25 protein-coding genes are annotated in these 21,580 nt (G+C 55.7%); 12 read left to right on the top strand and 13 right to left on the bottom strand.

Annotated elements, in window-relative coordinates:
* The first annotated feature begins 210 nt into the window (after positions 1-210).
* Entirely contained in the window at positions 211-1,017 is an 807-nt protein-coding gene (locus F3J28_RS06240; RefSeq protein WP_166873839.1) for a 5'-nucleotidase, lipoprotein e(P4) family, read from the top strand.
* 109 nt (positions 1,018-1,126) lie between these two features.
* On the opposite strand, the gene F3J28_RS06235 is transcribed toward F3J28_RS06240, so the two are convergent.
* Together F3J28_RS06235 and F3J28_RS06230 are read right to left on the bottom strand one after the other, a co-directional pair.
* Positions 1,127-1,762 (bottom strand): DUF421 domain-containing protein, encoded by a 636-nt coding sequence (locus F3J28_RS06235; protein ID WP_008458933.1) that lies wholly within the window; start codon positions 1,760-1,762, stop codon positions 1,127-1,129.
* 9 nt (positions 1,763-1,771) lie between these two features.
* A complete protein-coding gene (locus tag F3J28_RS06230) occupies positions 1,772-2,218 on the bottom strand; it encodes a DUF3290 domain-containing protein (protein WP_166873836.1) in 447 nt (148 codons plus the stop codon).
* 210 nt (positions 2,219-2,428) lie between these two features.
* Between F3J28_RS06230 and F3J28_RS06225 the strand changes: the two genes are divergently transcribed.
* Genes F3J28_RS06225 through F3J28_RS06210 form a run of 4 tightly spaced genes read left to right on the top strand, consistent with a single transcriptional unit; the run spans position 2,429 to position 5,459 of the window.
* Positions 2,429-2,818, top strand: a complete 390-nt coding sequence (locus tag F3J28_RS06225; protein WP_008458929.1) for a RidA family protein — start codon at positions 2,429-2,431, stop codon at positions 2,816-2,818.
* 23 nt (positions 2,819-2,841) lie between these two features.
* Entirely contained in the window at positions 2,842-3,816 is a 975-nt protein-coding gene (locus tag F3J28_RS06220) for a threo-3-hydroxy-L-aspartate ammonia-lyase (RefSeq protein WP_166873833.1), read from the top strand.
* 17 nt (positions 3,817-3,833) lie between these two features.
* Positions 3,834-4,481, top strand: a complete 648-nt coding sequence (locus tag F3J28_RS06215; RefSeq protein WP_008458926.1) for a helix-turn-helix transcriptional regulator — start codon at positions 3,834-3,836, stop codon at positions 4,479-4,481.
* A gap of 33 nt (positions 4,482-4,514) precedes the next feature.
* Positions 4,515-5,459, top strand: coding sequence for a dienelactone hydrolase family protein (locus F3J28_RS06210; protein WP_166873830.1), 945 nt, complete (start codon positions 4,515-4,517; stop codon positions 5,457-5,459).
* Here the strand turns inward: F3J28_RS06210 and F3J28_RS06205 are convergent.
* From F3J28_RS06205 to F3J28_RS06195, 3 genes are all read right to left on the bottom strand, one after another.
* On the bottom strand, positions 5,452-6,273 hold the full coding sequence (locus F3J28_RS06205; protein WP_166873827.1) for a helix-turn-helix transcriptional regulator: 822 nt from the start codon (positions 6,271-6,273) through the stop codon (positions 5,452-5,454). The genes F3J28_RS06210 and F3J28_RS06205 overlap by 8 nt on opposite strands.
* On the bottom strand, positions 6,251-6,820 hold the full coding sequence (locus F3J28_RS06200; RefSeq protein ID WP_166873824.1) for a YbhB/YbcL family Raf kinase inhibitor-like protein: 570 nt from the start codon (positions 6,818-6,820) through the stop codon (positions 6,251-6,253). Before F3J28_RS06200 ends, F3J28_RS06205 begins: the two co-directional genes overlap by 23 nt.
* Before the next feature lie 91 nt (positions 6,821-6,911).
* Entirely contained in the window at positions 6,912-7,826 is a 915-nt protein-coding gene (locus F3J28_RS06195) for a LysR family transcriptional regulator (protein WP_166873821.1), read from the bottom strand.
* 124 nt (positions 7,827-7,950) lie between these two features.
* Here F3J28_RS06195 and F3J28_RS06190 point away from each other — a divergent pair, with 124 nt between their 5' ends.
* The 3 genes from F3J28_RS06190 to F3J28_RS06180 are packed head-to-tail and all read left to right on the top strand — an operon-like array spanning position 7,951 to position 9,930.
* A complete protein-coding gene (locus F3J28_RS06190) occupies positions 7,951-8,688 on the top strand; it encodes an SDR family oxidoreductase (RefSeq protein ID WP_008458914.1) in 738 nt (245 codons plus the stop codon).
* Between the two features lie 25 nt (positions 8,689-8,713).
* Positions 8,714-9,610: an SDR family NAD(P)-dependent oxidoreductase gene (locus F3J28_RS06185; protein WP_166873818.1), complete on the top strand. Its 897-nt coding sequence runs from the start codon at positions 8,714-8,716 to the stop codon at positions 9,608-9,610.
* A gap of 59 nt (positions 9,611-9,669) precedes the next feature.
* Entirely contained in the window at positions 9,670-9,930 is a 261-nt protein-coding gene (locus tag F3J28_RS06180) for a hypothetical protein (RefSeq protein ID WP_166873815.1), read from the top strand.
* A 102-nt stretch (positions 9,931-10,032) separates the two neighbouring features.
* On the opposite strand, the gene F3J28_RS06175 is transcribed toward F3J28_RS06180, so the two are convergent.
* The 3 genes from F3J28_RS06175 to F3J28_RS06165 form a co-directional block, all read right to left on the bottom strand.
* Positions 10,033-10,554 carry a phospholipase D family nuclease gene (locus F3J28_RS06175; protein ID WP_166873812.1) on the bottom strand — a complete coding sequence of 174 codons (522 nt, stop codon included), beginning with the start codon at positions 10,552-10,554 and terminating at the stop codon, positions 10,033-10,035.
* Between the two features lie 173 nt (positions 10,555-10,727).
* The gene (locus F3J28_RS06170) at positions 10,728-11,276 is read right to left on the bottom strand and encodes a GNAT family N-acetyltransferase (RefSeq protein ID WP_166873809.1); all 549 of its coding nucleotides are present in this window, start codon (positions 11,274-11,276) and stop codon (positions 10,728-10,730) included.
* A gap of 103 nt (positions 11,277-11,379) precedes the next feature.
* Positions 11,380-12,288 (bottom strand): LysR family transcriptional regulator, encoded by a 909-nt coding sequence (locus tag F3J28_RS06165; protein WP_166873807.1) that lies wholly within the window; start codon positions 12,286-12,288, stop codon positions 11,380-11,382.
* A 110-nt stretch (positions 12,289-12,398) separates the two neighbouring features.
* On the opposite strand from F3J28_RS06165, the gene F3J28_RS06160 reads away from it, so the two are divergent.
* Positions 12,399-13,613 carry an MFS transporter gene (locus F3J28_RS06160; RefSeq protein WP_166873805.1) on the top strand — a complete coding sequence of 405 codons (1,215 nt, stop codon included), beginning with the start codon at positions 12,399-12,401 and terminating at the stop codon, positions 13,611-13,613.
* Between the two features lie 8 nt (positions 13,614-13,621).
* On the opposite strand, the gene F3J28_RS06155 is transcribed toward F3J28_RS06160, so the two are convergent.
* On the bottom strand, positions 13,622-13,990 hold the full coding sequence (locus tag F3J28_RS06155; protein ID WP_166873802.1) for a VOC family protein: 369 nt from the start codon (positions 13,988-13,990) through the stop codon (positions 13,622-13,624).
* Between the two features lie 160 nt (positions 13,991-14,150).
* Between F3J28_RS06155 and F3J28_RS06150 the strand changes: the two genes are divergently transcribed.
* The 3 genes from F3J28_RS06150 to F3J28_RS06140 all read left to right on the top strand — a co-directional run bounded on the left by F3J28_RS06150 (position 14,151) and on the right by F3J28_RS06140 (position 17,071).
* Positions 14,151-14,930, top strand: coding sequence for an alpha/beta fold hydrolase (locus F3J28_RS06150; RefSeq protein ID WP_166873799.1), 780 nt, complete (start codon positions 14,151-14,153; stop codon positions 14,928-14,930).
* 75 nt (positions 14,931-15,005) lie between these two features.
* A complete protein-coding gene (locus F3J28_RS06145) occupies positions 15,006-15,683 on the top strand; it encodes a heavy metal response regulator transcription factor (protein ID WP_008458900.1) in 678 nt (225 codons plus the stop codon).
* Complete coding sequence (locus F3J28_RS06140) at positions 15,680-17,071, top strand: heavy metal sensor histidine kinase (RefSeq protein ID WP_166873796.1); 1,392 nt, start codon at positions 15,680-15,682, stop codon at positions 17,069-17,071. The genes F3J28_RS06145 and F3J28_RS06140 overlap by 4 nt, the downstream gene beginning before the upstream one ends.
* A 9-nt stretch (positions 17,072-17,080) precedes the next feature.
* Here the strand turns inward: F3J28_RS06140 and F3J28_RS06135 are convergent, their stop codons facing one another.
* From F3J28_RS06135 to F3J28_RS06120, 4 genes are read right to left on the bottom strand one after another with little or no spacing between them, the layout of a single operon-like run.
* Positions 17,081-17,686 (bottom strand): GNAT family N-acetyltransferase, encoded by a 606-nt coding sequence (locus tag F3J28_RS06135; RefSeq protein WP_205247080.1) that lies wholly within the window; start codon positions 17,684-17,686, stop codon positions 17,081-17,083.
* 38 nt (positions 17,687-17,724) lie between these two features.
* Complete coding sequence (locus F3J28_RS06130) at positions 17,725-18,732, bottom strand: LacI family DNA-binding transcriptional regulator (protein WP_166873793.1); 1,008 nt, start codon at positions 18,730-18,732, stop codon at positions 17,725-17,727.
* A 30-nt stretch (positions 18,733-18,762) separates the two neighbouring features.
* Positions 18,763-20,172: a sucrose-6-phosphate hydrolase gene (locus F3J28_RS06125; protein ID WP_166873790.1), complete on the bottom strand. Its 1,410-nt coding sequence runs from the start codon at positions 20,170-20,172 to the stop codon at positions 18,763-18,765.
* Positions 20,169-21,542, bottom strand: coding sequence for a sucrose-specific PTS transporter subunit IIBC (locus F3J28_RS06120; protein ID WP_166873787.1), 1,374 nt, complete (start codon positions 21,540-21,542; stop codon positions 20,169-20,171). The genes F3J28_RS06125 and F3J28_RS06120 overlap by 4 nt, the downstream gene beginning before the upstream one ends.
* Positions 21,543-21,580 lie beyond the last annotated feature (38 nt).

Below are 21,580 nucleotides of genomic sequence, written 5' to 3'. Positions count from 1 at the left end.
GGAAAAAAAATTGCGTCGAAATATTTTTGTCATATTGAGTATCCACTGTCGATCCATTAAAAAGCTATTGATAACGTAGCTTTAATATTCGGTAAAACATTTTTTAACAATACCTGCTGATTTTGTTGGAAAAAGTGCCGGCATTGTTCAGTGCAGGGGCCGGCAGGTATCAACGGCGTTAATGATAAAAGCAAGGGTAAGGACATAAAAATGAAGAAAAGTTTAGTGTGTGGCGCAGTAGCGCTGGTGCTGGTCAGCCTGACGGGTTGCGCAAACCAGCAGCAGGCTGCGGATCAAAAACTGGCGAGCCAGACGGTAATGGCGGTGGACTGGTTCCAGCAATCCGGCGAATACCGCGCGCTGGCGTACCAGTCGTTTAACAGCGCTCGCGCCGCGTGGGATCAATCCGCTAAACAGGGTAACGCTAAGCGGGCCGTTATCGTCGATCTGGATGAAACCATGCTCGACAACAGCGCCTACAGCGCGTGGCAGGCCAAAAACAACAAAGCGTTTGACGACAAAACCTGGTCCCGGTGGACTCAGGCTCGCCAGGCGCTGGCCGTCCCGGGCGCGGTGGATTTTGCTAACTACGTGAACAGCCACGGCGGCACGATGTTCTATGTGTCCAACCGCGACAGCAAAGACTTTGACGCCACCGTCGCCAACATGAAAGCTCTGGGCTTTACCGGCGTGAGCGACAAAACCGTGCGCCTGAAAACCGACAGCTCCAACAAGCAGGCCCGTTTCGATGCGATCAAAGCCGAAGGCTATGACGTAGTAATGTACATCGGCGACAACCTGAATGACTTTGGCAAAGCGACTTACCACAAGGATCAGTCCCAGCGTCAGCAGTTCGCCAGCGATAACCGCGGCAAGTTTGGCACCCAGTTCATTGTGCTGCCGAACCCAATGTACGGCGACTGGGAAGGTGCTTTAGCGCCAGACTACTACAAGCTGAATACTGCCCAGCAGGCTGAAGCGCGCGAAAACGCACTGCGTACCTGGTCCGGGAAATAAGTTTTCTGGCAACCCCACCCATGCGGTGGGGTTTTTATAGTGATAGTTAAAGGATGAAGGACATTCACTTTATCTATAATCCAGCAGGTAAAGAGCTTGATTTCGGCTGCTACTTTTCATATCCGTATAAATTGATCCTGCCCGAGAGATACTCGCCCAAATAGACTTCGCTAATTTTATTAAAGCCTTGCTTGATAACTTCATTTTCTAACCAGGCGTTGTCCTTGTTAAGGATTTCGAGCAAATCATGGTTAGCTAAACCATCAACTATAATTGGGTAGCGTATATTCTCATCACCACTTTGTATAATGGTTAATTGCCCATTCTGCTCGAGAACCACTCGCTTCAATTGTTCTATTTCATAAATGCCATTGGCCCTTAACTTGAACATCAAATCATTCGCAGAAACACCATTGCGTAAACACTCCCTAACATTGACACTGCCATTATGTACCAGGGTGATTGGCTTGCCATCAATAATCCTTTTAACTAGCCGATTGTTCTCTTTTAAAAATTTAAGAACAAAGACGAGGAAGGTCCATATAATTAACACCAAAACAAACTGTAGTACTGTTATCGATTCATTATAAATTACGCCACCGATAATCCCCCCGAGCACATAGTTCTGAACCTGGTCCATTGCGGATGAAGGCGCCAGATTGCCCTTCCCCATGAGATTGATTTGAATAATCAGACATAGTATCCCCAAGCCCAATTTTATCATGATCGGCGTATAAATTATCATTTCTGTTCCTCAGTTTTTTATGATTTCTATGCCTGGGTTTACTAACGACACCTCAACTAAACTATATGTTTTTTGATCCGGGCTTAAATTGACGCGATAGTAAAGATCATTAATTTTAATGATGATGCCATCCGAGAGTTGTACTGAATTTGAAAATATAGAATCTATACCCACTTCTTTTTCTTTTGATAGCAATTTAACAAAACTCACCATTTGTGATGATTGAGAGTGTATATTTTGACTGTCAGTATAATCTGCATACTGAACACCAGAAATGAAGAGTAAAAATAAAAACACTATAATTGTTAGGTCTCGATATTTAGTTTGTAAGCGATGACGCATGTACAGGCTAAAAAAAACGATCAGGATAAATAAAGTACTAAATATAATGATGTATTTTAAATAATCATTAATATTAGACTGCGTTTGTAGATACTCAATGCCATAAAATCTCATATAGTTATAATCCCTAACCCCTTAAGACCCCATTTTTTATTATAGTAACACATTGGCATTTCCCGCCCTAACGGCCGCGATCCGGGCTTTCTCCTCCCTGCCAGTTCACCCCTATCCCCCCTCCCTGCTTTCCATGTTGAAAACCTCTTGATCAACATTTAGTCCAGATATAGATTATTTGTCTAAATCTGGCCGCGCTTGAGAGGACACATGGCCCCGAACATTACGCTGCGCAATATTGAACAGGTTCCTGCCCCCGTGGGGCACTATTCCCATACCGCTACCGCAGGCGGTTTGGTGTTTATTTCCGGTCAGCTTCCCGTGGCGGCGGACGGCACGCCTCGCTGCGAAGCGCCCTTCGAAGAACAGGCTCAACTGGTGCTGCAGAATATTGAATCTTGCCTGGCCTGCGCGGGCGTAACAAAACAACATCTTGTCTCAGTGCGGGTGTACATCACTGATATCAATCTCTGGCCGCTGTTTAACAGCATTTATGCCGCGTGGATCGGTCAGCATCGCCCTTCCCGCGCGGTGGCCGGCGTGGCACAACTCCATTACGGCGCGGCGCTTGAAATTGAAGCCGTGGCGCTCTCTGAATAAGACAACCGTTTAAAGGTGGCAAAATGAGTGAATTAGTTCTCCCCGTTTATGAAGATGTGGTCGCGGCGGCTCAGCGCATTGCAGGCCATGCCAACCGCACCCCGGTCATGACGTCCCGCACCGTGAATGAAGAGTTTGGTGCCGAAGTCTTTTTCAAGTGCGAAAACTACCAGCGAATGGGGGCGTTTAAGTTCCGTGGGGCCATGAACGCTCTCGCTCAGTTTACGCCGGAGCAAAAAAAAGCTGGCGTGGTGGCCTTCTCCTCCGGGAACCACGCTCAGGCGATTGCGCTCTCCGCAAGGCTGCTGGGGATCCCGGCCACCATCGTGATGCCGGAAGATGCCCCGGCGGCTAAAATTGCCGCCACGCGCGAATACGGCGGCAAAGTTATTCTCTATAACCGCTACACCGAAGACCGCCAGCAAATCGGCAAAGATCTGGCTGACAAATATGGCCTGACGCTGATCCCGCCTTACGATCACCCGCACGTCATTGCCGGCCAGGGCACCGCGGCGAAAGAGCTGTTCGACGAAGTTGGCGAGCTGGACGCGCTGTTTGTCTGCCTGGGCGGCGGCGGGTTGATTTCCGGCTGTTCGCTGGCGGCGCGCCACCTTTCCCCCAACTGCAAAGTCTACGGCGTGGAGCCGGAGGCCGGGAACGATGCCCAGCAGTCACTCCGGCATCGACAAATTGTGAGGATTGATACGCCCAAAACTATCGCCGACGGCGCACAAACCACCTTCCTCGGGGACTACACCTTCCAGATGATTTGCCAGAACGTGGACGACATTTTCACCGCCACTGATGAAGAGCTGATCGATTCGATGAAGTTTTTCGCCGAGCGGATGAAAATGGTGGTCGAGCCGACGGGCTGCCTTGGCTTTGCCGCCGCGCGCGGAATGAAAGAGAGCCTGCGCGGGAAGCGAATCGGGATTATCATCAGCGGCGGCAACGTCGATATCAGCCGCTACGCTGAGTACCTCGCCGGCCCGCGTTAATTAACAGGAGAAATAGAGTGTCAAAATCAGAAAACAGTGCCCTGCTCGACCAGCTAGAAAACATCGCCCAGGGGTTGAGTGAAACCTTCGCGCCTTTTTGCGAGGTGGTGGTGCACGACCTGACGCAGCCCGAGCACTCTATTCTCTCCATCCACAACAACCTGTCTGGCCGCGAGGTTGGCCAGGGCGCCACGGAAATGGGGCTGGCGCGCATCGCCTCCCCTGATTTTCCGGCGGTGATCGCCAATTATGCCAACCAGTTTGCCGACGGACGCCCGGTCAAAAGCACCTCGATTGGGCTGAAAGATGACGCCGGGAACTATGTCGCCGCCCTTTGCCTCAACCTGGATATGACCTTGTTCAGAGGGATGCAAAGCGCACTCGCCCGCTTCACCGACACCAGCCCTGGCCCGGTGGAAGAACATATTGAACCCGCAGGTTCTGAAGCCATCCGGCTGAGAATCGATCGTTATGCGGCTGGCATAGCCACCACGCCGCGCGCGCTGAAAACTTCAGAAAGAATTGAGCTGTTGCAGACGCTGAAAAAAGAAGGATTACTGGATATCCGTAAGTCGATGGAGACCGTGGCGCAGCATCTGGGCGTTTCCCGGGCATCGGTTTATTTGTATGCAAAACAACAGCCGTCCGTTGACGACACGGCATAATTTAACCGCAGTATTTTTTGTCAGGGTAAACAAATGGGTTCTTTGAAGTGGCTGATAGCACCTCTATTTCAGGAGCCACAGCGCTCCGGTTCTTTGTTTCATCTCTTCACCGGGCTGCCGGTTGCGGCACTTCTTCTCAGCGTCAGCGGCTGCAGTTCCGCCAGTAATAACGCTTCATCTTCCCTGAAGCTGGATCGCCAGCTCAATGAGCAGATTGTGATGTTGCCCGTGCAAATAGAGGGTAAAACCGTTGAGCTGGAAACCACGCTGTATAAGCCTCCGGGCAACGGGCCTTTTCCCCTGCTGTTGATGAACCACGGTAAAAATCCGGGCAATGCCCGCACGCAGCCGCGTTCCCGTCATCTTCAAATTGCCTCTGTATTTGTTCATCGGGGATTTGCGGTCGCGATTCCGATGCGGGAAGGTTTTGCGGCCTCCGGCGGCGACTACCCGAAAGACGGATGCGATGTGCGTCGTCACGCGTTTGATGAAGCAGATGGCGTGGCTGCCGCCCTCAAGGAACTGGTCAAACTGCCCTACGTTGACCGCTCACGCATTGTGATTGCCGGCCAGTCTGACGGCGGGCTGGTGACTATGGCGCTGAGTACGCATCCACTTCCCGGCGTGCTGGGCGTGATTAATTTCTCGGGCGGTCTGCGCCAGCCAAAATGTGAAGGCTGGCAACAAAATCTGGTACGCGCCTATGGCGCGATAGGCAAACAGGCTCGCTACCCGTCGGTTTGGTTCTATGGCGATAACGACCAGCTCTGGCCGCAGCCGATGCCGGAGCAAATGTTTAATGCCTACACCGGCAACGCGGAGGGCGACGCCGGGCATGCCCGAATGATCGATATCGGCACCTTCGGCAAAAACTCCCATGACTTTGCCGACAGCAAAGCGGGCGTGAAGCTGTGGTATCCGCAGGTTAAAGCATTTGTCGAGTCTCTGGGACTGCCGTTCCAGCCTGTCTCTATTTAGGGCCGTGAATCGCTTTCCTTAGCGCGCCGGGCGTTAAGCTATAGCGAAGGCGAAACCGACTGATAAAACGGGACAGAGAGGCGTAGCCGACCTGTTCCGCTATTCTTCCCAGGGGCGTATCGGTGGTTTGCACATATTCCATAGCAAGGGAAAGCCGGACGTCCTCCTGGATCTGACGAAAGCTCTGCCCCTCCGCTTTGATTCGCCGGTTCAGCGTTGAAAGGCTCAGGCCAAGCCGCTGGGCAAACTGTTCCAGAGTATGGGGCACGGCGGGATCTTCGGCGATGTGGGCCGTTATCTGCTGGCTGAGTGTGGATAACGGCGCTTTGGCTGCAACGCTATAGCCGGCTAGCGCCAGGCGCAGCAGTACCCCTTCTAAATGATAATTCAACAGCGGGGCCGGCTCTCCGGTGGACGTGGAGCGGATCAGGCGCTGCCATGCTTCGTGGATGTCTGGGCTAAGCGGCACTGGAGCCGTGGTGGTTATTAGTCTACAGGCTGCAGTAACATCCCTGTAGCGGGCGTTAAACTCAGCCAGCGCCGGAGCGGAAAACGAGACAACAAGCGCCTCGTAACCTGAATCATCCGGAATGTGCTGCATGGGGATATGCTCATGCGGGGCATAAAAGATCAGGCTGTTGCTGCCCGCACTGCATTTCCCGCCGGGCAGATCCATGATCTTTGTGCCCCGGAGCACCAGGCAAAAACCGGGGCGCAAGAAAGTCATATTTCGCAGCGCGTGACGTTGATGGGCATGGTAGCGAGTCAGCTCTATGCCCTTGTCTTGTGGCTTATTTTTTACCGGGAGTACCATACACCGGACGTAGCTCCGCTTTGGCTAATACATGGGCATTAAGCTGATAGCCGACCAGAGCCCCACTGCTTTCGGCAGTCACGGGTAACGTCGGGGTATCCAGAGCCCAGATAGTAAACAAATACGGGTGTGACTTAAAGCCTGGCGGTGGGCAAGCCCCGCCGAAACTGGCGGAACCGTAGTCGTTACGCCCCTGCACGGCCCCGGCAGGCAGATTCTGGCCCGACACATTCCCGGCATCCGTTTTCAGCTCGTGAACGTCGGCTGGAATGTTGACCAGCGTCCAGTGCCACCAGCCGCTGACTGACGGCGCAGAGGGATCGTAAACCGTAATGGCGAAACTGCGGGTACCTTTAGGTGCGCCTTGCCAGGAAAGATCGGGGGAAACGTTGTTCCCGTGGCAGCCAAATGCGTTAAAAACCTGCGCCGGTTTCAGCATCTCGCCGTCAGCAATGGTATGGCTCAGCAGACGAAAGTCGCTGGCCTGTGACTGGGCGGTAAATAAGAGCGTGCTAACGATAAGTGAAGTGCTAAGACATTTGAACATAACCGGTCTCCTGATGTGTTGAGGAGACGAAGCATAGCCCCGGCAGCGCGGGGACGATGTGCGGCAAAATTCAATGTTTGTGCAGAAAATGTCACGCTCTGTTCTCCGGCGGGAAACGCGAGCTGTAAATCTCCTTCAGCCAGTCGATAAACACCCTCACCCGCGGTGAAAGCTGCCGGTTTTGCGTGTACACCGCGGATACCGCGATGGCCGGGCTTTGCCAGTCAGGCATCACTTCTACCAGCCGACCTTCGCTCAGTGCCTGTTCAACGTGGTAGCGCGGGAGCTGAACCAGGCCGCAGCCGCGTAGCGCACAGATCACGTAATTCTCAGCTTCGTTGACCGTCACCCAGCCTTTCGGCGAATAAGCCCGTCGCTCGTTATCGATAATGAATTCAAAGGGGTAATTCAGGCCGCCGGTCGTCGAGAAAAAGTTCACGCACTGGTGCTGGTCAAGATCGTCCGGATGCGCAGGCACGCCAAACGCCGCCAGATAATCCGGGCTGGCACATACAATTTGCGGCAGATCTGCCAGGTGACGGGCGACCAGCGAAGAGTCCTGTAATTTACCGGCGCGCACCACGCAATCTATCCCCTCGCGGACTAAATCCACCAGCCTGTCGCCGCTGCTTATAATCAGTTCGATATCCGGATAACGGCGATGAAACTCGTCCAGGCGCGGCAGCACGATGTGCGAGGCATGCGTTCCCTGCAGGTCAATACGCAGGATACCGCGAGGCCGGGCCACAACCGGGCGCAGTGCGGCTTCGGCATCATTCAGCTCAGCAAGAATGTACACACAGCGCTGGTAGTACGTTTTCCCATCCTGAGAGGCTCGCACATGCCGGGTGGTGCGCTCCAGCAAGCGGCAGCCCAGTTGGCTCTCCAGCTCTTTAATGGCATTGCTTGCCGTGGCCCTCGGGATACCAAGCTGATCGGCGGCCTGGCTGAAACTGCCCAGCTCAACAATGCGGGTGAACAGCTGCAAAGTGTCAAATTTATCCATCTGCTATTATTAACCAAAACGGAATTATTTAATCAAATTAGCACCATTTATCCCGAAATCAAAAACATTAACAATGCACCCACGCCCACTCGGGGCGATTCACTCACCGCATCTGGAGAACAACATGACGACTGCAAAGAAAACTGCCCTGGTGACCGGCGCTTCCCGTGGAATTGGCCGGGCAATTGCCGAAAGACTGGCCCGCGACGGCTTCACCGTCGTCGTGAACTACGCCGGAAATAAAGCCAGCGCCGATGAAACGGTCCAGGCGATTAAAAACAACGGCGGGAACGCCGTGGCGATTCAGGCCGATGTCTCTTCTGAAAGCGATGTCACCCGTCTGTTTGCCGAAGCGAAAGCTCTCCACAACCAGCTGGATGTGGTGGTGCACAGCGCGGGCATTATGCCGATGGTGAAAATTACTCCAGCAGGCCTGGCCGAGTTCGACAAAATCATCAATACAAATCTGCGGGGCGCGTTTATGGTGCTGGCCAACGCCGCAGAGTCTCTGCAGGATGGCGGCCGCATTATCGCCCTTTCAACCAGCGTTATTGCCAAATCATTCCCGGCCTATGGCCCCTATATCGCCTCCAAAGCCGGAGTTGAAGGCCTGGTGCACGTCCTCGCCAACGAACTGCGTGGCCGTAATATCACCGTCAACGCCGTTGCACCGGGGCCAACCGGCACCGACCTGTTCCTGAACGGTAAAACCGAAGAGCAAATTCAGGCCATCGCCAGCCTCGCCCCGCTGGGGCGCATCGGCACGCCAGAGGAAATCGCCAGTATTGTGGCGACATTGGCTGGCCCGGACGGCAGCTGGGTGAACTCTCAGGTGATCCGCGTTAACGGCGGCTTTGCATAAGACTGGCGACCAACAGGAGACAAACATGCAGCAAATTATACTGATAACCGGCGCATCCAGCGGCTTTGGTGCCTTATCCGCGCGCGCCCTCGCCCATGCCGGGCACACCGTTTACGCCAGTATGCGCGATATTTCAGGTCGCAATGCTCCCCAGGTTGAAAGCCTGCAAGAGTATTCGCGGCAACACGGCGTGGATCTTCGCGCCATTGAGCTGGACGTGCAGTCCGAGGCTTCTGCGGAGGCGGCAGTCGCGCATATCATCGCGGAGCAAGGCCGGCTGGACGTCGTGGTGCACAATGCCGGGCATATGTCCTTCGGCCCTGCCGAGGCATTTCTGCCGGAGCAGTTCAGCCAGCTATTCGACGTTAACGTGCTGGGCACCCAGCGGGTTAATCGGGCGGCGCTGCCTTATCTGCGTCAGCAAAGAAAAGGTTTGTTGCTGTGGGTCGGCAGCAGCAGCACTCGGGGCGGCACTCCGCCTTATCTGGCACCCTATTTTGCCGCCAAAGCTGCGATGGACGCCGTGGCCGTCAGCTATGCCGCCGAGCTTAGCCGCTGGGGCATTGAAAGCTCGATTCTGGTGCCGGGGGCTTTTACCAAAGGCACCAATCACTTCCTGCATTCCGGCAAGCCTGCGGACAGAGAGCGTGAGCTGGCCTGGACCCAAACTGGCCCAACCGCTGGACTGGAAGATGAAGCGCTGAAAGGCCTGGCGGCCTGTGAGCCAGAGGATGCCGACGTTGCCGACGTGGCGGCGGCGATGGTGGATATTGTGAATGCGCCGTATGGCAAACGCCCGTTCCGCGTGCACGTTGATCCCTCTGATGACGGGGCCGAAGTGGTCAACGCCGTGGCCGACCGTATCCGCAAGGAGTTTTTGCAGCGTATTGGTTTAGGCGACCTGCTGACTCCCCGGCAGTAATCCCCAGCCTGCGGCTTATCTCGCAAAGTTAAGCCGCAGGCCATTTCCTGGAGTGTTTTATGCGAACGTCGTTATTTCTGCTGAGCGGATTTTTGCTCGCCAGCGGCTGTTACCTGCTTATCCGCCTGTTTAGCCCGGACTACTCGCCAGCTCAGGCAATTATCGCCCGAGGCTTTGCGGTACTGTGGTGCCTGATTGCGGCGCTAAATATGCTGATCGGCGTCATTAAAGTAGGCTACGGCTGGGGCGAAGAACTGACCATTTTTGTCGTTATTTTCGCCCTGCCGGTGGTGCCGCTTTTGTGGATTGTTGAGCACTAATAGGGGGCGGCCCATCGCTCGTTAAGCCTATTGTTTAAGCAAAAATTGCCCGGCTGCTTTGAGCGAGATGCTGACGTTAAAGGCCGCTAAAGTGAAGAGTGACTAACCCTGTGTTTTAAGTTCGAAGGGTTCAGATATTGCCCACCGGGAAGCAAAATGTGCCTGATACTGAGACACGATGTGAGGCATGTTTTTCATAACGATGACATTCTCGCTGTTATCGTACTCTGCTGATTTTGCATAATTAAATGAACCTGTTTCTACTGTTGAACCATCAACAATCATCATCTTATCGTGCTGAATATGGTAATGCCCATCAATGCGCAGCTCCACTCCATGGCGAGTAATGTCGCGCATTGCCGCCAGTGATGTACTGCCTTTATTTCGACGTTTATCGATAACGACTTGTACTCTAACGCCTCGCTGTTGGGCTGCATCCAGTGCAGCAGCAATATCGTGGGCCTGAAATGCATATGCAACCATCTCGATAGAGGAGTGCGCTGAATTGATGGTATTTAGTACAAGCTGTTGTGCACTACCTTCCGGAGAAAATCCCACCTCTATTGAAGGGGCTGCAGAAGCTGAACCAGTAATAATGAGCAGTAAAAAGGCCAATTGTTTCATAGCGGCTGTTCCCAATGAGTCTTCGATAACGTTCAGGAGTCCTCATTACCGGGTCTACTGCTGCAGGAATGAGGACATCAATAATACTCCTGACGTCCGCATTTGGCACGGAGCGGACAAACTTGCTGGGATAAAACCGAAATGAGCGAAGAGCAGACATTTCATAACTTGCATTAGTCAACCTGACGAGCGTTCCATTCGTCGCGCGTGATTTCCCAGAGTTCGGAATCCTGCAGGCCGCTGACATACTCTTTCTTTTCAGTCCTGATAAGCCGCATGCCGCTACTGTCTGAAATACGTCTGGAACGGCTATTGAGAGCCGCTTTCGGCGCACGCAATACTGTCTTATTTAATGTATTAAACCAGTAATCAGTCGCGGCATTACTGGCCTCACGCATAAAACCCTGCCCCTGATATTCCTGCGCTAGCCAAAATCCACGGTTATTATCCTCAACGTCGTAAAGGCAGATTAAACCCATAAGTTCGTCAGGGGTCTGACGGTGTCTGATAGTCCAGATCCAGGCAATCCCTTTTTCCATATCAGGCAGGGCAACGTTATTGACGTAATTTTCAGCCCCGTTATCCGGATAGGGCCAGGGTACTGAGGAGACCATATAGCGAACGATCTCCCATCGTGGATAAAGCACCTGAATCTGTGAGGCATCTTCGGCGGCTAATGGCTTTAACAGCAAGCGTTCTGTATGGAGTTCTGGTATTTGCATATGTACTTCTCCTTCCCGAGTAAATATCTATTTCCGTTTTACCTGAAGCATTTGTAGTCCAGGCCCTCATCGCATTTATCGTCAACGAATTTGCCTGAGAACGTCAACCCACCAGCCCACTCACAAAGTCCAGAAATGCCCGGGTTTTCGCCGGCACATGATGCCGGGAGGGGTAATACGCATAGAGCGGGAATCGATGATCTGACCATTCGGGAAACAGCGGCACCAGCCTCCCAGAAGCGATGTATTCCTCGCTGCCCAGCTCGAATATTTGCACAACGCCCAGCCCCGCAAGACAGGTACTGAATGCGGTTTCCGCATCATTCACCGTTAACAGGCCGCGCGGCTGGATCATCAGTTTCTTTTTCCCCTGATGAAATTCCCAGCTGAAGGGCTTCCCCGTCAGCGGCTCGCGGAACAATACGCAGCGGTGCGGCTCCTGCTCCAGTTCCTGCGGTGTTTCAGGCCGCCCAAAACGCTGCACGTATTCAGGCGAGGCCATGGCAAATACTCGCGTGTCGAACAGCTTTCTGGCTATCAGCGATGAGGACTGAGGGTGACCAAAGCGCAGCGCCAGATCGAAGCCATCAGAAATAAGGTCCCCCAGTTCGTCCCGGCTGCGCAGCTCGATTTCAAGCTCAGGGTGTTTATCCATTAAAGTGCCGAGGCGTGGCCCTAAAACCTGGCTGGCAAACAGCGGATCAACATTCACCCTCAGTCTGCCGCGAATGCTCTGCCCGTCCCCTGCCGCGCCGCCGGTGACTTCGGCCAGGGCGCCAATCAGCGGCATAACCTGCTCGTAGAACGCCCGCCCCTCATCGGTCAGCCGCACTGAACGCGTGGTGCGGTCAAACACGCGAATACCGAGCCGCTTTTCCAGGCGTGCAATCGCCCGGCTGACGCCCGACTGCGACATATCGAGCATTTCGGCGGCAGCGCCAAAGCTTAGCGTATCCACTACCGCCGCCATCACGTCCACGCCTTCCAGCAGTTGCGAACTTAAGGCTCTCATTATTGACTCTCAGTCATAAGTGATATGCCTTTCATGCTATCGCATTCTGCCCGGCGCGACGCCACAATTTGTTCGTCATCTCGACCTGTTCACATTTTCAGGATGGTTTTATGCATTCAAGCAGTACACATATCGCTGCGCCGCAGGGCGCACACGTTTCACGGGCCCGCAGCATCGCGGCGGTGCTGGCGCTTAGCCTGGGTTGTTTCACTTTTGTCAGTACCGAACTGATGCCGGTGGGGGTGCTGCCGGGCATGGCTGCCGGGCTAAACGTTTCTCTCGGCGTGGCCGGTTACCTGGTCACTATTTTTGCTTTTATGGTGGCGCTCACCGCCGCGCCGCTAACCGGACTGCTGGGGCACATCAACCGCAAAGCGCTAATGTCTGGCCTGCTGGCCGCCTGCTTTGCGGGCAACCTGATTACCTGGCTGGCGTCGGACTATTTTGTTGTCTTTGTGGGCCGTATTCTGGTGGCCGCGGCTATCGGCGTATTTTGGTCCACGGCGGTGGTGACCGCCGTGCATCTGGTGGCAGCACGTAACGCCGTGCGGGCGACGTCCATCGTGTTTGGCGGCGTTTCTCTGGCCACGGTACTCGGCGTACCTGCGGGCACCATGCTGGGAGACTTTTACGGCTGGCGGGCGGTTTTTGCCGCGCTTTGCCTCCTTTGCCTGGCCGTTTTCACGCTCATTGTCTGGTCCGTTCCGGCGGTGAGGATCGCCCGGTCCGCTAAGCGCGGAGCGATTTCAGCCGTGTTTAAAAACGGCGCATTGCTGGCCATTTTTGGCATCACCGCGCTGGTCGTCTCCGGTAATTTCCTGGCTTACACCTATATCACGCCTTTTCTCGAACAAGTTGCCGGCCAAAGCAGCGGGCAAATTAGCATGTTGCTGCTGGCGTATGGTGCCGCGGGCGTGGTGACTAATTTTGCCGTGGGACCTTTTGCCGCTCGCGCTCCGCGCACAAGTCTGGGGATTGTGGCCGCATTGTTTGCCGCAAGCCTTGCCTGTCTGAACGTAGCCGCCGTAAGCCACGCATCGATCTTTGCGGCCATCGCGCTATGGGGGGCGGCCTACGGCGCGCTGCCGGTGCTGCTGCAAACCCTGGTGTTCAGGGAAGCGTCTCGCATGGAGGGCGGCGCGGATGCGGCAACTTCGGTCAACGTGTCGGTGTTTAACGCGGCAATTGGCTTCGGCTCACTGGTCGGCGGTGTGCTGATAAACCTGACCGGACCGCGCCCTATTCCCTACGTGGCCGCCGCTTTTGCGCTGGCCGGTCTGCTGGCGGTGATAGTGACCCGTGAAAGCAAATCCCGTGGTGGCTGATGGCCTTTTTACAACACCTGGCCAATCATGATTTTATGTCCTTCTGGCGTCGCGACGAGAAATTCGCGCATCCCGTGTGGACGGCTGGCCGGTGGTTGTAAAATGATGGCACCACGCCGGGTAAACTCGGCGTAGAGTGCATCCACGTCATCAACATGCAGATAGCCGAAATAACTGTGATCCCCAAGGGAAGCTGGGGCCAGCGCCTGCGGGCAATGGCCCAGCATCACCTTCACTGTCCCTCGCACCGCTAATTGCCAGCCGTTCGTGCCAGGCCATTCAAGGGTAAAGCCTAACGTATCGCGGAAATAACCTGCAATGTCATCAAGGTTGTTTACCGCCAGCACAAAGGCAAAAGGCGTAATATTATTAGTCATTTACAATCTCTTCAGGCTGAAAATTTCAGTGTAGAGCCGTTCATCATGTATCGCAAGAACGCCCTGTTTGTCATTTTTTTGTCATTTGTACGTCAGCACTTTGTTGGCGCCCGGGAACTACATTGGTCCTGACCCCCTTGTTGAATCCTGAGGATAGATCATGAAATTACGCCATCTCTCTGCTCTCGCCACCCTTGTGCTGGCGTCTCTTGGTACCACGGCGGCCCATGCCGACACCGCACCTGCTACACAGGAAGTGAAAAATATCGTGCTGGTGCACGGCCTGTTTGCCGATGGATCGAGCTGGGGCAAAGTTATTCCCCTGCTGCAGGCCAAAGGTCTGCACGTCACGGCGGTACAGAACCCGACGACCTCTTTAGATAACGATGTTGCCGCAGTAAAACGCGCCCTGGCGCAGCAAAACGGCCCGGTGATTCTGGTTGCACACTCCTACGGCGGGATGGTGATTAGCCAGGCGGGTGATGAGCCAGAAGTCAAAGGCCTGGTGTATATCGCCGCCCGCGCCCCGGAAGCGGGTGAAGATTACCCGGCGCTCACCAAAAAATACCCGGCGGCACCGGCTTCCGCTGGCCTTAAATGGAACGACGACGGCTACGGCGCGCTGAGCGAGTCGGCATTTATCCACGATTTCGCCGGCGACCTGCCGGAAAGCGAGGCCAAAGCCTATTACGCGGTGCAGCAGCCGATGGGCAAAGCCATCACCATGGCGAAAACCACGGTTGCCGCCTGGCATGACAAGCCGACCTGGTACGCGGTATCGACCGAAGATCGCACGATCAACCCGGATCTGGAGCGGTTTATGGCGAAGCGGATGCACGCCCAAACCATCGAGCTAAAATCCAGCCACGTTTCGCTGATTTCCCAGCCTGAAGCGGTGGCTAATCTGATCATGAAAGCGGCGCACGTGCCTGGCTACTGAGGTTCACGCCTCTTATAATGACGAGACTGGGGCGGTCTCCACGCCCTTTTCTCTTTTTTTGACGGGACCCGCTGCTTGAAAATCCTCATTATTGAAGACGAAGCGAAAACCGCCGCCTACCTGGTGAGCGGACTGAACGAAGCGGGCTATACCGCAGACTGGGCGGCCAACGGCATTGACGGCCTGCATCTGGCCCGGGAAGAAAATTATGACCTGATTCTGCTGGACGTCATGCTGCCGGAAATGAACGGCTGGACGGTAATGGAGCGTTTACGCGCCCACAGCCAGACGCCGGTGCTGTTTCTGAGCGCACGCGGCACGCTGGAGGACCGTTTACGCGGACTTGGTCTGGGTGCCGATGAATACCTCGTCAAGCCTTTCTCCTTTGCCGAACTGTTGGCAAGGATCCGCATTATTTTACGCCGCGGCCAGCCGCAGGCCGAAGCCGAAGAAGTGCTGACGATGGCCGATCTGCTGGTGGATGTCGCCAAATTTCGCTGCGAGCGCGAAGGCAAGCGCATCACCCTGACCAATAAAGAGTTCAAGCTGCTGGTGTGCTTTCTCCAGCATCCGGGGCAAGTTCTGTCGCGAACGTTTCTGGCTTCCCGCGTGTGGGACATGAATTTCGACAGCGACACTAACGTGGTGGACGTCGCGGTGCGCAGGCTGCGGCAAAAAGTGGACGACCCCTTCCCGGTGCGGCTAATCCATACCGTGCATGGCGTGGGCTACCGCTGCGAGCCAGAGTCATGAAGCGTACTTCGCTAACCTTCCGCCTTGCCGTGTTGCTGGCCGCCTTTTCCTTTGTGGCGTTTACCGTCATGGGCAGCGCGCTCTATTACGCCCTGCGCCAGCAGCTTTCTATCCGTGATGACGCGGCGCTGGTTTCCCGCGTGGACCAGATCAGTACGCTGCTGCGGGATCTGGATGCGCGGCAGTTGATCCGCGAAAAGCCCCATTTGTTTGCCAATATGCTGGGCAATACGGAATCTCTGCTGGTGATCCGCTATGTGGGCGGTGCCACATTGCTGGAAGTTAACCCCATGCAGCGCGCGCTTCCCACCGTGACGCCGGTTGCCGCCAATCAGCGGCTGACGCTTGAGGCCGTACATCACGCCAATAATGCGGACGGCACGCCGATGGTTTACATGGCGGCAATTAGCCCCTCGGCCAATAATTTACCGCAGCTGGAGATTGTGTCGGCACGGGTGCTGAGCGACAGAACCCATATTCTCGAAGAGTATCGCAACAAGATTATTCTCTTTGCCTCGATGATGGCGGCCATCTCGGTCGTGCTGGCGGTGATCTTTGCCCGCCGTGGCATTTCGCCTTTGCGTCGTCTGGCCGATCGCACGGCGACTATTGGCACCCAAACGCTCTCGTCGAGGCTGGATAAGCAGGATGTGCCGATGGAGCTTGATGCGCTGATTGACCAAATCAACGCGATGCTCGAGCGGCTGGAACGCGGGTTCCAGCAGTTAAAACAGGTCAGTGCCGATATGGCCCATGACCTGCGCACGCCGATAACCACCCTGCTCGGCCAGACAGAAGTTGGCCTCGGCGCGGCGAGGGACAACGCCTATTACCAGCGCCTGTTGGGCTCGAACTTTGAAGAGCTGCAGCGTATGTCGCGGATGATAGACAACATGCTGTTTCTGGCCCAGGCGGAACAGCCTGACCAGGAGATCCAGCGGCGTGATATCGACATTGTTGAAGAGATTCACCGCCTCGGTGAGTATTTTGAGGATCTGGCCGCCGAGCGTGAGGTGACGATTCAAACCCACGCCAGCGGCACGGTCAATGCGGATGCCCTTCTGCTGCGCCGGGCGCTGGCGAACCTGCTGTCTAACGCGGTGCGCTATGCCGAGCCCGGCAGTGAGATTGAGATTGCTGCCAGGCCTGAAGCGGAAGGTATGTCCATCGTGGTGATGAACCGTGGGGAGACCATTTCCCCGGCACACCAGGAAAGGCTTTTCGACCGGTTCTACCGGGCTGACCCTTCCCGCAACGACTCGGCGCACTCCAGCGGACTTGGCTTATCCATCGTGCATTCCATCATGCAGTTGCATCAGGGGCGCTGCTGGGTAGAAAGCCAGGCCGGGGTGACCCGCTTTGGTTTATGCTTCCCTGACCGAAACTAGCCAAACGCCTCAGGCTTTTTTGTCTGCGGCCAACAGTCCAAAAAGCGCTGAGTCAGAAATCACGCCGTTGATTTCCCAGCGCTGCCGCAGCAGCCCTTCCTGAGCAAAGCCCAGCTTTTGCAGGGCGGCTGCAGAAGCCTGGTTGCCAGGATCAATTTCAGCTTCGATGCGACGCAGATTAAGCACTTTAAAGGCATAGCTAATCAGCGCCTCGGCGGCTTCGTTAACCAGTCCCTTCCCCCAGTGCTCGCGCCCCAGACCAAACCCAATCTCGGCGCGGCGGGAATGAAAGTCAAAGCTGAAAAGCATACATTTTCCCGCCAGCTGGCCCGACTGTTTATCCCGAATGCACAGCGTCAGCGCAGAACGGTCCTGCATCTCTGCCGTTCTGCGGTCGATAAAACGCAGAGCATCGTCAAGGGAGCACCAGGGCGCGGAGTTCCAGTATTTCATCACCTGTGGATCGGAAAAAATGCTGAGCAGTGCCGGGGCATCTTCCGGCGAAGGTGGCGAAAGTATCAGACGCGGAGTTTCAATCACCACGTTGAACGGTGAGGCGTGTTCAGCCTGCTCTTCAGCAAGAAGCGTTCCGGCCGGGTAGCAAAAAGTTTGCATAACGTTATTTCCCTATAGCGATGGTGGCAGGCTGTTTTTTATGAATGCCGACGTAATATTTTGGCCGGAAGATAGCGCTGCATCGGCGTGGGCGACTGCCCGTCAATCAGTTTGCTGATCAGGTCATAGCAATGAAAAGCCAGCTGGCGGTTATCCTGCTGAATGGTGTCGATGCGCACCGACAGCGAGTCATAGAGGTAGTGGTCGTCAAAGCTGGCCAGGTGAATGTCGCTCTCCAGCAGGTTGTGCTGGCTCATGTAGCGCAGCACGCCCTCAAGCAGGCCGCAGGCGGCGGTAAACAGCGCTTTGGGCGGACGTCCAAGCTGCGCGCACAGTGCAGCAAAGGACTCATAGCCTGAGCTCGGATGATAGTTGCCGTGAATGATCCACTCCGGGCGCAGCGTGACGCCCGCCTGAGCCAGGCCCTGGGTAAACCCTTCCAGCCGATCCCGCGTGGGGGAAAGCCTCGGCTGGCCGCCTAAAAAGTAGAATTCATCCGCATGCTGGCGGGCAATCGGGGCGATCAGCTCGGCGGTAGGCTGCACGGAGTCGGTGGCAACCAGCGGCAGCGCGGTGTCGTTCATGTGCCGGTCAAACAGCACCACTGGCAGCTGCTCACTCAGTTTGTGGTAATCCACCGCTGTCAGCATGCTGGAGGCGACAATCAGACCGTCAACCTGGCGCGCAATCATGTTGCTGACCACCATGTTTTCCTGGCCCGGATTTTCGTCAGTGCAGGAGATAAGTAGCTGAACGCCCGCTTCACGGCAGAGCATTTCCAGCTCGTGGGAGAAAACGGCGAACCCGTAGTTGGTGATTTCCGGGACCACAAGCCCAATGGTATGGCTGCGGTCATCCCGCAGCGAGCGAGCGTGAATGCTCGGCTGGTAGTGCTGCTGTTGCGCAATCGTCATGATGCGTTCGCGGGTGGCCTGGGCTACCCTCAGCTCTTTGCCCCGGCCATTCAGGACCAGGCTGGCGGTCGCCTTTGAGACGCCCGCCAGTTCGGCAATATCTTTAATCGTGACGCGTTTGGTTTTTTTCACAGCGCAACCGTGGCAATGAGTCGAAAACCCTCATTGTATCATGCAGGAACGCAGCGGCCAGTAGCGCAACGTGACCGCCGACTCACCGTTGAAAGAGAGTCGCTCCGAAGGATGCGGGAAATAGCGGCTGCTCATCACGCCTTCCCCCTGATTGATGAAGATCTCAACGCTTGAGCTGTCGCAGAGGATCTGCAGCGAGGCAACCGCGCCATGCCAGTAACGGTGAAGCGGCTCGCCCGTCGCCAGGCTCGGACGCTGAAGCGTAATGCCCTGCCCGGTAACGTCCAGCGTCAGGCCGCCGCCAAAGCGGAGACTGAAGCGACCCGTGGCCTCTATCTGGAGTTCCAGGCGCGTTGCATCCAGCGCCGGAGCCAGGCTGGCTGGCCCCTGCCAGCGCTGTTCTTCTTCGCGCAGCAGAGCCAGTTCCGCTATCGGGTTTTGATAAAGCTTGCCGTTGTTAAGCGTAAGCTCCCGCAGGCAGGTCATCTGGTGGATCCAGCCCTGTTCACGGGTTGGCTGCAGCATCTCCTCGCCGTCCGGCACGCCCATCCAGCCGACGAGCAAACGCCGCCCGTCCGGCGCCAGTGCCGTTTGCGGGGCATAGAATTCAAAGCCTGCATCCAGTTCGTTCAACTCGCCGTGGCTGAATGTCGCCGTGGCGTAATCAAAGTCGCCAACCAGATACGCCGCAGGGTAAACGTTCAGAAAGCGTTCATTTTGACGAGCCAGCCCCTGCGGGCAGCAGAGCAGCACATGTTTACCGTCAAGAGGGAAAAGATCGGGGCATTCCCACATATAGCCTGCGTCAGCCAGCCCGTGGACGCCGTTCCCGGCAATTTCGCCTCTGTTTTCCCAGTCGCGCATATTCGGCGAAGAAAACAGCAATACCTTGCCCCGCTTGTGAAGATCCTGCGCGCCCAGCACCATGTACCAGACGCCCTCGTGCTGCCAGACCTTCGGGTCCCGCACATGTCCGGTGTAGCCCGCAGGCAGCGGTAGAACTGGCCCCATTTTGTCAAAGCCACCGGCGCTGTTTTCCACCGCAAGGCATTGCCAGGCCGTGCGGCTGCCGTCATCAAACTTAACATTGCCGGTGTAGCACAGCGCCAGCCTGCCTTCGAGGTCAACGGCGCTGCCGGAGTAGCAGCCGCTGCGGTCGTATTCTTCATCCGGCATCAGCGCCAGCGGCTCGTGTCGCCACTGCACTAAATCAGCCGAACTCCAGTGGCCCCAGCACTTGTATTTATGGTCCGCCGCCAGCGGGTTCCACTGATAAAACAGGTGCCAGCGCCCGGCAAACCAGGTAAATCCGTTCGGATCGTTCATCAACCCGGTCACCGGGGCGTGATGCCACTGCGGATAGTGTTTATCCTGCAGGGCCTTGGGCTGGCCTGTCATCACGGCCTGCAAAATGGCCGGTAAACGGGAAGCAAGCGTCATGCTTCAGACTCCGCTTTGTATTTCAGCAACAGGGAGAGGATGAACGCCACGCCAAAAGCGATAACCATCCCGATGATGTAGTTCACCAGCGAACTGGCCTGCACAATAGCCATGCCCGGCAGCGCGGTTAAGCCGACTGCCGTCATGTACACATGCACGGAAACCACCCAGGCCCCGCCCGCTGCGCCGCCCACTAGCGCCGCAATAAAGGGTTTAACAAACCTGAGGTTGATCCCGAAAATCGCCGCTTCGGTAATCCCCAGCATGGCAGAAAACGCCGAAGGCAGCGTAATTGCTTTGATTTTCGCATCCCGGGTTTTAAACCATACCGCCAGGCAGGCTCCGCCCTGCGCGACGTTTGCCATTGCCCAGATAGGCAGCAGGAAATTAACGCCGATGGCCGGATTGCCAAGCAGCCCGGCCTCAATAGCGTGGAAGCTGTGGTGAATACCCGTGATCACAATGACGGAATACAGCCCGCCAAAAAGCAGCCCGGCGAGCCAGCCCGCGTGGGCAATAAGCGTGCTGAGCACGAATGAGATGCCGTCCCCCAGCGCGCGCCCGGCCGGGCCGATAATCAGCAGCGCGATAAAGCCGGAAATGATGACCGTCAGGAACGGCGTCAGGATAAGATCCAGCGCATCCGGGATCACCCGGCGCAGCTGTTTCTCCAGCAGACTCATAAACCACACCGCCAGCAGCACCGGGAAAACCGTACCCTGGTAGCCAATCATCGCCACTTCCAGCCCAAAGAAGTTCATGGTGTGGAACCCGGCCGCCACGCCCCAGGCGTTGGTTAACGCCGGATGGGTTAAAATTCCGCCCAGCGTCGCGCCCAGGTAGGGGTTGCCGCCGAACTCACGGGCGGCGGTGAAACCAATCAGGATAGGCAGAATAATAAACGCCGCCGAGCTGCACATATCCAGCATGATATAGAGCGCATTATCCGGGCTGACCCAGCCGTAGGTTTTCACCATCCCGAGCAGCCCCATCAGCAAACCTGAGGCCACAATGGCAGGAATGATTGGCACAAAGATGTTCGACAGCAGACGGGCAATGCGCTGGAACGGATTCAGCTTTTTCGCCGCAAGATCTGCGGCTTCGGACTTGCTTGACTCTGCAATGCCTGCGGCCTGAATAAAGGCCGCATACACTTTATTCACTACGCCGGTGCCAAAGATGATTTGCATCTGCCCTGCGTTGCGAAAACACCCTTTCACGCCGTCGACTTTGCCAATCGCCTGTTGGTCTGCCAGCGCATCATCCACCAGAACCAACCGCAGCCTCGTTGCGCAGTGGGCCGCGCTGGCGATATTGTCTTTGCCGCCCAGCAGAGGAATCAACTCGCGGGCAATGTGATTGAAATCCATAGTCACCTCTAAACGCTTTCTTGTTATGTCGTGACACT

The organism is Enterobacter sp. Ap-1006, from assembly GCF_011752835.1.
Classification (GTDB): domain Bacteria; phylum Pseudomonadota; class Gammaproteobacteria; order Enterobacterales; family Enterobacteriaceae; genus Cedecea.
Note: the sequence above shows the minus strand (reverse complement) of the source record. Positions and strands in the feature narration are given on the sequence as shown.